The sequence below is a fragment of the Kineococcus vitellinus genome (assembly GCF_009906315.1).
Lineage (GTDB): Bacteria > Actinomycetota > Actinomycetes > Actinomycetales > Kineococcaceae > Kineococcus > Kineococcus vitellinus.
In genome coordinates, this window is the sequence record NZ_JAAALL010000130.1 from 1 (window position 1) to 11,770 (window position 11,770).

At 76.3% G+C, this 11,770-nt stretch carries 13 protein-coding genes and 1 tRNA gene; 2 read left to right on the forward strand and 12 right to left on the reverse strand.

Going from position 1 to position 11,770, the window contains the following annotated elements; translation table 11 throughout:
• Positions 1-795: serine hydrolase (locus tag GTQ99_RS12675; RefSeq protein WP_205707378.1), on the forward strand; the 795-nt coding region annotated here is incomplete at its 5' end.
• A 69-nt stretch (positions 796-864) separates the two neighbouring features.
• Here the strand turns inward: GTQ99_RS12675 and GTQ99_RS12680 are convergent.
• The 5 genes from GTQ99_RS12680 to GTQ99_RS12700 all read right to left on the reverse strand — a co-directional run bounded on the left by GTQ99_RS12680 (position 865) and on the right by GTQ99_RS12700 (position 2,961).
• Positions 865-937, reverse strand: a tRNA-Ala gene (locus GTQ99_RS12680).
• A gap of 115 nt (positions 938-1,052) precedes the next feature.
• Positions 1,053-1,685 (reverse strand): histidine phosphatase family protein, encoded by a 633-nt coding sequence (locus tag GTQ99_RS12685; protein ID WP_166616100.1) that lies wholly within the window; start codon positions 1,683-1,685, stop codon positions 1,053-1,055.
• A complete protein-coding gene (rsfS, locus tag GTQ99_RS12690) occupies positions 1,682-2,065 on the reverse strand; it encodes a ribosome silencing factor (RefSeq protein ID WP_166616101.1) in 384 nt (127 codons plus the stop codon). The genes GTQ99_RS12685 and rsfS overlap by 4 nt, the downstream gene beginning before the upstream one ends.
• Before the next feature lie 45 nt (positions 2,066-2,110).
• On the reverse strand, positions 2,111-2,791 hold the full coding sequence (gene nadD / locus GTQ99_RS12695; protein WP_166616102.1) for a nicotinate-nucleotide adenylyltransferase: 681 nt from the start codon (positions 2,789-2,791) through the stop codon (positions 2,111-2,113).
• 11 nt (positions 2,792-2,802) lie between these two features.
• Entirely contained in the window at positions 2,803-2,961 is a 159-nt protein-coding gene (locus tag GTQ99_RS12700) for a hypothetical protein (protein ID WP_166616103.1), read from the reverse strand.
• Positions 2,962-3,050: 89 nt separating this feature from the next.
• Here GTQ99_RS12700 and GTQ99_RS12705 point away from each other — a divergent pair, with 89 nt between their 5' ends.
• Complete coding sequence (locus GTQ99_RS12705) at positions 3,051-4,058, forward strand: glycosyltransferase (RefSeq protein WP_166616104.1); 1,008 nt, start codon at positions 3,051-3,053, stop codon at positions 4,056-4,058.
• On the opposite strand, the gene GTQ99_RS12710 is transcribed toward GTQ99_RS12705, so the two are convergent.
• From GTQ99_RS12710 to GTQ99_RS12740, 7 genes are all read right to left on the reverse strand, one after another.
• Positions 4,043-5,359, reverse strand: coding sequence for a glutamate-5-semialdehyde dehydrogenase (locus tag GTQ99_RS12710; protein ID WP_166616105.1), 1,317 nt, complete (start codon positions 5,357-5,359; stop codon positions 4,043-4,045). The genes GTQ99_RS12705 and GTQ99_RS12710 overlap by 16 nt on opposite strands.
• A gap of 92 nt (positions 5,360-5,451) precedes the next feature.
• Entirely contained in the window at positions 5,452-5,853 is a 402-nt protein-coding gene (locus GTQ99_RS12715; RefSeq protein WP_166616106.1) for a hypothetical protein, read from the reverse strand.
• Positions 5,854-5,894: 41 nt separating this feature from the next.
• Entirely contained in the window at positions 5,895-7,043 is a 1,149-nt protein-coding gene (gene proB, locus GTQ99_RS12720; protein ID WP_338074957.1) for a glutamate 5-kinase, read from the reverse strand.
• Complete coding sequence (obgE, locus tag GTQ99_RS12725; RefSeq protein ID WP_166616107.1) at positions 7,040-8,617, reverse strand: GTPase ObgE; 1,578 nt, start codon at positions 8,615-8,617, stop codon at positions 7,040-7,042. The genes proB and obgE overlap by 4 nt, the downstream gene beginning before the upstream one ends.
• 125 nt (positions 8,618-8,742) lie before the next feature.
• A complete protein-coding gene (rpmA, locus tag GTQ99_RS12730) occupies positions 8,743-9,000 on the reverse strand; it encodes a 50S ribosomal protein L27 (RefSeq protein ID WP_166616108.1) in 258 nt (85 codons plus the stop codon).
• A gap of 9 nt (positions 9,001-9,009) precedes the next feature.
• A complete protein-coding gene (gene rplU / locus GTQ99_RS12735; protein WP_166616109.1) occupies positions 9,010-9,321 on the reverse strand; it encodes a 50S ribosomal protein L21 in 312 nt (103 codons plus the stop codon).
• 148 nt (positions 9,322-9,469) lie between these two features.
• Positions 9,470-11,770 (reverse strand): Rne/Rng family ribonuclease (locus GTQ99_RS12740; protein ID WP_166616110.1); only part of this gene is annotated, 2,301 nt, incomplete at its 5' end.

Below are 11,770 nucleotides of genomic sequence, written 5' to 3' on the forward strand. Positions count from 1 at the left end.
GTCCGACAGGTGCCAGCAGCACACGGGGGAGCCGTCGACGAGGTCGTCGGGGGAGAAGCGCAGGTGCCGGCGCTGCGGGCGTGCGGTGCGAGCGCGTGGGCGCTGGACCTGCGCACCGGCGCCCGGCTGGCCCACCGCGCCGACGTCCCGCGTCCCCTGCTCTGCCTGCATGCGGGGCTGGTGGCGGCCCGGCTGCTGCGCACCGGCGGGCCGGCGGTGCTGCGCCGGCACCTGCGCTTCTCCCCCGACGACCTCGTCGACGGCTCCCCCGTGTGCTGCTGGCACCTGTCGGACGGCATGAGCGTGGAGCAGCTGTGCGACGCGGCGCTGCGGCGGGCCGACGCCACCGCCGCCAACCTGCTGCTGGGGCTGGTCGGCGGCCCGCGCGGGTTCACCCGCTCCTGCCGCGAGCTCGGCGACCGCACGACCCGCCTGGACCGCTGGGCGCCCGAGAGCAGCGGCGGGCAGCCGTGGGAACCGCGCGACGTGACGACCGCGACGGCGCTGGCCCGCGGCTACGGCCGCGTCCTCGTCGGCACCGCGCTGCCCGCGCCCGCGCGGGCGCAGCTGCGCTCGTGGCTGGCGACGGCGCCGCTGCCGGGCGGGTGGTGCTTCACGCACGCGGCGGGCACCGGCTGGTACGGCAGCGCGGCCGTGGTGGGCCTGGCGCAGCGCGGGGCGCGCACCGTCCTGGTCAGCGTCCTCACCCGCAGCGGGCAGCCGTCGACGCGGGGGTCGGCGCGGACGGCGCGCGCGGCGGCGGCGGGCGTCCTGCGGCTGCTGGAGGGCGGCTGACCAGGACGGTGCGCGGCCCGCCCGGGGACGCACGAAGGGCCCGGACGGATGTCCGGGCCCTTCGTCAGGTGGAGCTGAGGGGATTCGAACCCCTGACCCCCTCCATGCCATGGAGGTGCGCTACCAGCTGCGCCACAGCCCCTTGCTCGTCACCCGGCGTTCCCGCCCGGCAACGAGGACAACACTACCGCACTCCGCGCGGTGGTCGAGACGACCCCCGCGTGCGTCCACGGGCGGGGGGTGCGGGCGACCCGCGCTCAGCCCTCGGCGCCCACGCCGGCACCCGGCGGCCCCGCGTTGTACTCCGCCAGCGACCAGCCCTCCGCGCGCCGGCGCAGCACCGCCCAGTGGGCGTTGCGGAAACCGGCGAAGGCGCCGCCGGCGGTGACGGGGAGGCCGAGCAGGCGCAGCAGCGCCGCCTTCAGGGCCGCCCCGTGCGAGGCGACGACGAGGGTGCCGCCGTCGTCGACGGCGTCGGCGTGGCCCCGCACGGCCGCGGTGGTGCGCTCGGCGACCTCGGTGCGCGTCTCACCGCCGCCGATGCGCAGGTCCTCCCCGCGCCGCCAGGCCGCGTACTCCTGCGGCCACTGCGCGGTGATCTCGTGGTGCAGCAGCCCCTGCCAGCGCCCGGCGTCGACCTCGCGCAGGGCGGGGTCCAGCCGGGCGGGCACGCCGCTGAGCGCCGTGAGGGCCGCCGCGGTGTCCGCGGCGCGCGAGAGGTCGGAGGCGACGAGCGCGTCCACGCCGAGCGCGGCCAGGTGCGCGGCCGCCTCCCGCGCCTGGGCGCGCCCGACGTCGTCCAGCGGGACGTCGAGCTGGCCCTGGAAGCGGTTCTCGGCGTTGGACGCGGTGCGCCCGTGCCGCCAGAGGACGAGGGTCGAGGCCGTCACGCCTGGCTGTCGGGAGCCGTCGCCGGCACCGGCAGCTCGATGGGCGGGCAGTCCTTCCACAGCCGCTCGAGGGCGTAGTACTCGCGCTCCTCGGCGTGCTGGACGTGGACCACGACGTCGACGAAGTCGAGCAGGACCCAGCGGCCCTCGCGCTCGCCCTCGCGGCGCACGGGCTTGGCCCCCAGGGGCAGCAGCTTCTCCTCGACCGCCTCGGCGATGGCGCGGACCTGGCGCTCGTTGGGCGCGGAGGCGAGCAGGAAGGCGTCGGTGATGAACAGCTGCTCGGACACGTCGAGCGCGATGACGTCGGTCGCGAGCTTGTCCACCGCGGCGGCCGCTGCGCTGGTCACCAGCTCGAGGGATCGCTCGGATGCGGGCACGGAACTCCTCGGTCGGCCCCGGCCGGCAGGGGCGCGGGGGTTCGGTCAGTCCTGCGATTCTCCCACGGCGGCGGGCTCGCTCCGGGCGGCCCGGGCGTAGAGGCGGTGCTTGCTGATGTGCTGCACGACGCCGTCGGGCACCAGGTACCACACGGGCAGGCCGTCGGCGACGCGCGCGCGGCAGTCGGTGGAGGAGATCGACAGCGCCGGCACCTCCAGCAGGCTCACCCCGTCCAGCGGCAGGCCGTCGTCGCTGAGCGCGTGCCCGGGGCGGCTGACGCCCACGAAGTGGGCCAGCGACCACAGCTCCGCGACGTCCTTCCACTGCAGGATCTGCGTGAGGGCGTCGGCGCCGGTGATGAAGAAGAGGTCCGCCTCGGGGCGCAGGTCCCGCAGCTCGCGCAGGGTGTCGATCGTGTACGTGAACCCGCCGCGCTCGATGTCGATGCGCGAGACGGTGAAGCGCGGGTTGGAGGCCGTCGCGATGACGGTCATGAGGTAGCGGTGCTCGGCCGGGGTGATGTCGCGCTGGGACTTCTGCCACGGCCGGCCGGTCGGCACGAACACGACCTCGTCCAGCTCGAAGCGCGCCGCGACCTCGCTGGCGGCCACGAGGTGCCCGTGGTGGATCGGGTCGAACGTGCCGCCCATGACGCCCAGCCGCGGGCGGCGCCCGCCCGGACCGGGCGCGGCCGCCGGCGAGGAGGGGCTCGTCGCGTCGGGCACGGCGGGCGAGGTCAGTGGCGGGTGCCGGAGTTCTTGAACGCCCAGGTCACCAGGAGCATGGCGAGCAGGATGCAGATCGCGACGATGCCGAACGCGAGCGGGGGCATGGGCAGGTCGACGCCGTGCTCCTCGGTCTGCTGAGCGGCTTCCGCGACGAGCGCGTGCAGCATGGGGATCCTCCAGGTCGGGCGGGCACTCGGAGCCCATCCTCGCACGCCGCCCGGGGACCGGCCGCGCGGGTGTGCGAGAGGATCACCGCGTGTCCGCCCGCCCCGAGCCGCCCCCGGCCGAGGACCGGCCCGCCCTGTCCGTCGTCGTGCCCGCCTACGACGAGGCCGAGGTGCTGCCCGCCTTCGCCGCCCGGCTGCGCCCCGTGCTCGACGACCTGCTGGCGCGCGGCCTGGCCGGCTACGAGGTCCTCGTCGTCGACGACGGCAGCGCCGACGCCACCCCCGTCGTGCTGGCGCGGCTGCGCCGCGGCTGGCCGCAGCTGCGCGTGGTGCGGCTGCGCACCAACTCCGGCCACCAGGCGGCGCTGTCGGCGGGCCTGGCCCGCGCCCGCGGCCGCGACGGCGTCGTCACGATGGACGCCGACGTGCAGGACCCGCCGGAGCTGCTGCCGCGGCTGCTGGCCGCGGCCCGCGACGGCGCCGACGTCGTCTACGCCGTGCGCGAGGACCGCTCCGTGGACACCCGGCTCAAGCGGCTGACCGCGGCGGCCTTCTACCGCCTCGTGCGCGCCCTGGGCGGCACCGCCCCCGCGCAGGCCGGGGACTACCGCTTCACCAGCCGGGTCGTCGTGGACACCGTCCTCGGCCTGCCCGAGCAGCACCGGGTGCTGCGGCTGGTGGTGCCCGAGCTCGGCTTCGCCTCCGCCCGGGTGGGGTACGTGCGCGAGGCGCGCGGCGCCGGCCGCACCAAGTACCCGCTCGTGCGGATGCTGCGGCTGTCGGTGGACGCCATCACCGGCTCCTCCACCGCCCCGCTGCGGCTGGCGACGTTCTTCGGCCTCGGCGGGGCCGTGCTGACGGCGCTGCTGCTGGTGTACGCGCTGGTCTCCTTCGCGGCCGGCTCCACGGTGCCGGGCTGGACCTCGACGCTGGCCGTCGTGGCCGGGGTGGGCACGCTGCAGCTGCTGTGCCTGGGGGTGCTCGGCGAGTACGTCGGCCGCCTCTACGTGCAGCTGCAGGGGCGGCCGGCGTACCTGGTCGCCGCCGACAGCCTCGAGGAGGGCCGGCGGGAGGAGGGACCTCAGACGCGCACGTGACCGTCGCCGAGGACCTGCCACGTCGTCGTCGTCAGCTCCGAGAGGCCCATCGGCCCGCGCGCGTGCAGCTTCTGCGTCGAGATGCCCACCTCGGCGCCCAGGCCGAACTCCCCGCCGTCGGTGAAGCGCGTCGAGGCGTTGACCGCGACGACGGCGGAGTCGACGGCGGCGCAGAAGCGGTCGGCCACCCGCACGTCGGTGGCCAGCACCGCCTCGGTGTGCCCGGAGGACCAGCGGGCGATGTGCTCGACGGCCTCGTCGACGGAGTCCACGACGCCGACGGCGATCTCCAGGCCGTGGTACTCCGCGGCCCAGTCCTCGTCGGTCACCGCGACCGAGGGGACCCCCGCCGCCTCGGCCGCCGCGCGCGCCGCGGCGTCGGCGTGCAGCACCACGCCCGCCCCGTGCAGGGCGCTGAGCAGCGTGGGCAGGAAGTCGGCCGCGAGCGCGGAGTGCACCAGGACGGTCTCGGCGGCGTTGCAGACGCTGGGGCGCGAGGTCTTGGCGTTGAGGACGACGTCGACGGCCTGGCGCAGGTCCGCGGAGGCGTCGACGTAGACGTGGCAGTTGCCCACGCCCGTCTCGATGACCGGCACGGTCGCCTCGCGCACCACGCGCTGGATCAGCTCCGCGCCGCCGCGGGGCACGAGCAGGTCCACGAGCCCGCGGGCGGTGAGCAGGACGCCCACGCCGTCGCGGCCGTGCTCGTCGATGCTCGTGACGGCGTCGGCGGGCAGGCCCGCGGACTCCAGGGCCGCGCGCAGCACCTGCACGAGCACCGTGTTGGTGGACGCGGCGGCGGACCCGCCGCGCAGCACGACGGCGTTGCCGCTCTTGAGCGCGAGGACCGCGACGTCGACGGTGACGTTGGGGCGGGCCTCGTAGACGACGCCGAGCACGCCCATCGGCACCCGCAGCTGGCGCAGCCGCAGGCCGTTGGGCAGCGTCGAGCCGCGCACGACCTCCCCGACCGGGTCGGGCTGGGCGGCGACCTCGCGCACGGCGGCGGCCACGGCGGCCACCCGCGGCGGGTCCAGGCGCAGGCGGTCCAGCAGGTGCGCGGAGGTGCCCTGCGCCCGGCCGCGGGCCAGGTCCTCCTCGTTGGCCGCGACGATGCGCGCGGTGGCGGCCACGAGGGCGTCGGCGACGGCGAGCAGCGCGGCGTCCTTGGCGGCCCTCGTCGCCACCCGCAGCGGTCGCGAGGCGGCCTTGGCGCGGCGGCAGACCGCGAGCACGGCCTCCTCCGTCGAGGGGGCTGCGGGGACGGCGGCGGCGTCGAGCGCGGGTGCCTCGAGGGTCATGGGGACAGGGTAGGACGCACCGGCCCCCGCCCTCACCCGCGTTCCCCGGCGCACCGGGCCCGCGCGCGGGGCTCGGCGGGCTCCCGCCGGGCTCACCAGGGGGCGATGTCGCCGATGAGGTCCAGCGAGCGGGTGCGCGGGCGCGCGCCGGCGTGCGGACGGCGCCGGGCGCCCTGCTGGGCGCCCTGCTGGGCGACCCGGTGCTCCACGGTGGTGCGGTCGACGACCTCCACGCCCACCACCGACCACGGGGGCAGCCCGGTGCGGCTGCGGTGCTCCGGCCACAGCCGCAGCGCCATCGCCGCGGCGTCGTCGGCGTCGCGCGCCTCGTCCCAGTAGCGCAGCTCGACGCGGGTGGCGCAGTAGCGCACGCTGGAGAGGAAGGGGTGCTCGCCCAGCAGCCGGTCCAGCGCCGCCCGCAGCTCCTCGACCTCGACCGCCGCACCGGCGACCGTCAGCGTCACCGACCACAGCGACGACGACGGCTCCACCACACCCGGCTCCCCGGCTCGACGCTGCTCGCTGCTGGAGGGGCTCAACGCCCCAGGAGCACCAGGTGGTCGCGGTGGACCACCTCGCGCTCGTAGGCCGGACCCCACTGCCGGGCGAGCTCGCGCGTCGACCGGCCGAGCATGTCCGGCAGTTCCTCCGAGGAGTAGTTCACCAGCCCGCGGGCCAGCGCGTGACCGTTTCGGTCCACGAGGTCCACGGGGTCGCCCGCCCGAAAGCGCCCGCTCACGCCGGTCACGCCGGCGGGCAGCAGCGAGGAGCGGCCCTGGCGCACCGCGCGCACGGCGCCGTCGTCGAGGACGAGGCGCCCGGCGGGGGCGGCGGCGTGCGCCAGCCACAGCTGCCGGGTGCTGCGGCGGGAGCGGCGCGCGGCCGGCACCGGGAACCAGGTCCCCACGTCGGCGCCGTCGAGGGCCTGCGCCGCCAGCGCCGCGGAGGTCACCAGCGCCGGCACCCCGGCGGCCACCGCGATCGAGGCGGCCTCCACCTTCGTCGCCATCCCCCCGGTGCCCACGCCCGCGGCACCTGCCGCACCGACCGTCACCCCGGCCAGGTCCTCCGGCCCGCGCACGGTGCGCAGCCGCTGCGCACCGGGCCGCGAGGGGGGCGCGTCGTAGAGGGCGTCGACGTCGGAGAGCAGCACGAGCGCGTCGGCGCGCACGAGGTGCGCCACCAGCGCGGCGAGGCGGTCGTTGTCGCCGAAGCGGATCTCGTGGGTGGCCACGGTGTCGTTCTCGTTGACCACCGGCACGACGCCCAGGCCCAGCAGGCGCTCCAGGGTGCGCTGGGCGTTGCCGTAGTGGGTGCGGCGCACGACGTCCTCGGCCGTCAGCAGGACCTGCCCGACCGTCAGCCCCGCGTGCGCGAAGGCGCGGGCGTACTCCGCGAGCAGCAGCCCCTGGCCCACGCTCGCCGCGGCCTGCTGGCTGGCCAGGTCGCGCGGGCGCTTGCCGAACCCGAGCGGCGCCAGCCCCGCGGCGATCGCGCCGGAGGAGACGAGGACGACCTGCCCGCCGGCGGCGCGCCGCGCGGCGAGGACGTCCACGAGGGCGTCCAGGCGCGAGGCGTCCAGCCCGCCGGCAGCGCTCGTCAGCGAGGACGAGCCGACCTTGACGACGACGCGGGCGGCCCGGCGCAGCTCCTCGCGCCGGGCCACCGCCGCAGTGGTGCTCACCGTTCGGAGGACTCCTCGTCGGCGGCGCCGACGGCCGCGCGCTCGACGGGCGCGCCCGGCTCGTCGTCGGCGGTCCAGTGCCCGGCGCGGCGCTCGACCTCCAGCTCCTCGCGCGCGGCCGCCTTGGCGGCCCGGCGCTCGCGCTCCTGCTGGCGCTTGACGTCGCGGGTGGGCCGGGAGTGGTCCTCCAGGCGCAGGTCCGAGCCGCGCTGGCCGAGCACCTCGGCGCCGGCGACCATCGTGGGCTCCCAGTCGAAGACGACGGCGTTGGCGTCGTCGCCGATGACGACCTCGGCGCCGGGGGTGGCGCCGGCCTTGAACAGCTCGTCCTCGACGCCCAGCCGAGCGAGCCGGTCGGCGAGGTAGCCGACGGCCTCGTCGTTGGTGAAGTCGGTCTGGCGCACCCAGCGGCGCGGCTTCTCCCCGCGCACCCGGAAGCGGACCCGGCGGTCCTCGACGTCGCCGTACTCCTCGCGCGTGACCGCGAAGCCGGTCTCGTCGACGGCGGGCGGGTTGAGCACGACGCGGGTGGGCGCGGCCTCGGGCGCCGCGGAGCGGGCGGCCTGGACGAGCTCGGCCATGGCGAAGGCCAGCTCGCGCAGCCCCGCGTGCGAGGCCGCGGAGACGACGAGGACCGGGTCGCCCCGGCGCTCGAGGTCGGCGCGCACGATCTCGGCCATCTCCCGGGCGTCGGGCACGTCCGCCTTGTTGATCGCGATGATGCGCGGGCGCTGGTGCAGCGGCACGGTGCCCTCGTCGACGGGGTAGGCGGCCAGCTCCTTCTCGATGGCCTCCAGGTCGCTGACCGGGTCGCGGTCGGTCTCCAGGTTGGCGCCGTCGAGCACGTGCACCAGCGCCACGCAGCGCTCGACGTGGCGCAGGAAGTCCAGGCCGAGCCCGCGCCCCTCGCTGGCGCCGGGGATGAGCCCGGGCACGTCGGCGACGGTGAAGCGGGTGTCGCCGGCCTCCACGACCCCGAGGTTGGGCACGAGGGTCGTGAACGGGTAGTCGGCGATCTTGGGCCGGGCCGCCGACATCGCCGCGACGAGGCTGGACTTGCCCGCGCTGGGGAACCCGACGAGCGCGACGTCGGCGAGGGTCTTCAGCTCCAGGACGACGTCGCGGGCGTCACCGGGCTCCCCCAGCAGCGCGAAGCCGGGGGCCTTGCGGCGCGGCGAGGCCAGGGCGGCGTTGCCCAGGCCGCCGCGGCCGCCGGCCGCGGCGATGTAGCGGGTGCCGGGGCCGACCATGTCCGCCAGCAGCTCACCGGTGGCCGAGCGCACGATCGTGCCGTCGGGCACGCCGATGACCAGGTCCTCGCCCTCCGCGCCGTTGCGGTGCGAGCCCATGCCGAAGCGGCCGTCGGGCGCGCTGCGGTGCGGGCGGCGGTGCAGCTCCAGCAGGGTGGTCACCTGCGGGTCGACCTCGAGGACGACGTCGCCGCCGCGGCCGCCGTTGCCGCCGTCCGGCCCGCCGAGCGGCTTGAACTTCTCGCGGTGCACCGACGCGCAGCCGTTGCCGCCGTCACCGCCGGCGGCGTGCAGGACAACGCGGTCCACGAAGTGGGTGGACATGACGGCTTCTCCGAGTCTCTGGCAGGTCCCCGGCCCTCCTGCGGGAGGGGCGGGGCGGGGTGGAACGCGCGGAGGGGCGGACCGGTTGCCCGGCCCGCCCCTCCGCGATCACGACTGGTGCGTCGTCACTCGCCCGCAGCGACGATGTTGACGACCTTGCGGCCACGACGGGTGCCGAACTCGACGGCGCCCGGGACCAGCGCGAACAGCGTGTCGTCGCCGCCGCGGCCCACACCCGCACCGGGGTGGAAGTGGGTGCCGCGCTGGCGGACGAGGATCTCGCCCGCGCTGACGACCTGACCGCCGAAGCGCTTCACACCGAGGCGCTGCGCGGCGGAGTCACGACCGTTGCGCGAGGAGCTCGCGCCCTTCTTGTGTGCCATGAGCTGACGTCACTCCCCGATGCTGGTGATCTTGACGCGGGTCAGCTTCGCGCGGTGGCCCTGGCGCTTGCGGTACCCGGTCTTGTTCTTGTACTTGAGGATCGTGATCTTGGGGCCCCTGGCCTCCTCGACCACCTCGGCGGTGACCTTGACACCCGCGAGCGCAGACGCGTCGTGGGTGACGGTCTCGCCGTCGACGAGGAGCAGGGGCTGCAGCTGGAGGGTTTCTCCGCTGGCCACGGGAACCCGGTCGATGGTCAGCACGTCGCCGACCGAGACCTTCTCCTGCCGGCCGCCGGCGCGGACGATGGCGTACACCACAACGAACCCGTTTCTCTCGTCACGAACTGGAACGCCACCGGACTGACTGGGCAGTCGGAGGCTCGCGCACGATGGCGCACCAGGGGTCAAGCGTACGGAACGCAAGCCCCGGGGGTCAAAACGACCGGCCGGCCGGAGCCGGCGCGGTTCACTCCTCGGCCACCGCGACGGTCCCGTGGACCGCCTGGGCGGCCGCCTCGACGGCCGACTCCAGCGCCGCCACCGACGGGCGCGGGGCCTCGCCGGCACCGCCCTCGTCGGCGTCCTTGTCCCGGCGCCCGGCCGCGGCGACGGCCGCGATGGCCGCCAGCACGGCGGGGTCCTTGGCCGGCTCCTTGACGGCCGCGGCCGGGGCGGCGGGGGCCTCCTCGACCTCCTCGACGGCCTTGTCCCGGCCGCGGCCGCGCCGCGAGCGGGACTTGCCGCCGGTGGAGCCGCCGCCGGAGGCCCCGTTGGAGCCGTTGGAGCCGTTGCCGGAGCCGTTGCCGGAGCCGTTGCCGCCGGACCCGGCGCCCGTGGAGCCGTTGGCGCCCGCGGGGCCGCCCGAGGGCGCGGAGGCGCTCTCACCGGCCTCCTCGAGCTCCTCGAGCACGGCGGCCAGCCCCTGGCCGGTGCGCTTGCGGGTCATCTGCACCAGGCCCAGCGAGGTCACCTCGGCGACCTGGTGCTTGGTGCGGTCGCGGCCCAGGCACTCCACGAGCCGGCGCAGCACGAGGTCGCGGTTGGACTCCAGGACCATGTCGATGAAGTCGATGACGATGATCCCGCCGATGTCGCGCAGCCGCAGCTGGCGGACGATCTCCTCCGCGGCCTCGAGGTTGTTGCGCGTCACCGTCTCCTCGAGCGTGCCGCCCGCACCGGTGAACTTGCCGGTGTTGACGTCGATGACGTGCATCGCCTCGGTGGGGTCGATGACCAGCGAGCCGCCCGAGGGCAGCCACACCTTGCGCCCGAGGGCCTTCTGCAGCTGCTCGTCGACGCGGTGGTGGGCGAAGACGTCCTCCGGCCCGCTCCAGCGCTCCAGGCGGTCGGCGAGGTCGGGGGCGACGTCGCCGACGTAGCCGTGGACGGTCTCCCACGCCTCGTCGCCGGAGATGACGAGGCGGGTGAAGTCCTCGTTGAAGACGTCGCGGACGACGCGGACGGTGAGGTCCGGCTCGCCGTGCAGCAGCACCGGCGCGTTCTTGCTGGAGGCCTTGGCCTGGATGGCCTCCCAGGTGGCCTGCAGCCGCTGCACGTCGGCGGCGAGCTCCTCCTCCGCGACGCCCTCGGCGGCGGTGCGCACGATGACGCCGGCGCCCTCGGGGACGACCTTCTTGAGGACCTTCTTCAGCCGCGCGCGCTCGGTGTCGGGCAGCTTGCGCGAGATGCCCGTCATCGACCCGCGCGGGACGTAGACGAGGTAGCGCCCGGGCAGCGAGACCTGGCTGGTGAGGCGGGCGCCCTTGTGGCCGACCGGGTCCTTGGTGACCTGCACCAGGACGGGGTCGCCGGACTTCAGCGCGACCTCGATGCGCCGCGGCTGGCCCTCCAGCCCGGCGGCGTCCCAGTTGACCTCGCCGGCGTACAGGACGGCGTTGCGGCCCTTGCCGACGTCGACGAACGCGGCCTCCATGCTGGGCAGCACGTTCTGGACCCGGCCGAGGTAGACGTTGCCGACCATCGTCGTCTGCGCGCGGCGGGCGCCGTAGTGCTCGACGAGGATGCCGTCCTCGAGCACGCCGATCTGCGTGCGGTCGTCCTGCTGGCGCACGACCATGACGCGCTCGACGCTCTCGCGGCGGGCCAGGAACTCGGCCTCGGTGAGGATGGCGCGCTTGCGGCCCTGCTCGCGGCCCTCCCGGCGGCGCTGCTTCTTCGCCTCCAGGCGCGTGGAGCCCTTGAGCGCGGTGATCTCGTCCTCGCCGGTGCCGGTGCTCGCGCCGGTGCTGCGGGCGCGGCGCGGCTCGCGGACCCGCACGACCGTGTTCGGCGGGTCGTCCGGCGAGGCCTCCTCGCCCTCGCCGGCGCCGGAGCGGCGACGACGGCGGCGGCGGCGGCGCGAGGAGCCCGAGGAGCCCTCGGCCTCCTCCTCCGCCTCGTCGGCCTCGTCGGGGCCCTCGGCGTCCTCCTCGTCCGCGTCGGCCTCGACGGCGGCGGGCGCGGGCTCCTCGCCCTCGTCCTCCTCGCCGTCCTGCGCGTCCTGCGCGTCCTCGTCGCGGGTGCGCCCGCGGCGGCCGCGGCCACCGCGGCGGCGGCGGCGGCGCGAGGAGCCGGGCTCCTCCTCGTCGCGCTCGAACGCGTCGGCGGCCTCGTCGTCGGTCTCGTCCTCGGCGCCGGGGGCCTCCTCGACGTCGACGTCGTCGACGTCGCTCTCGTCGTCCTCGTCCGGGAAGGGCTCGACGAGCGCGTCCGCGCGGGCGGTGGAGCGGCGGGCCGGCTCCGCCGGCGCGCCGGCGACGGGCAGGTC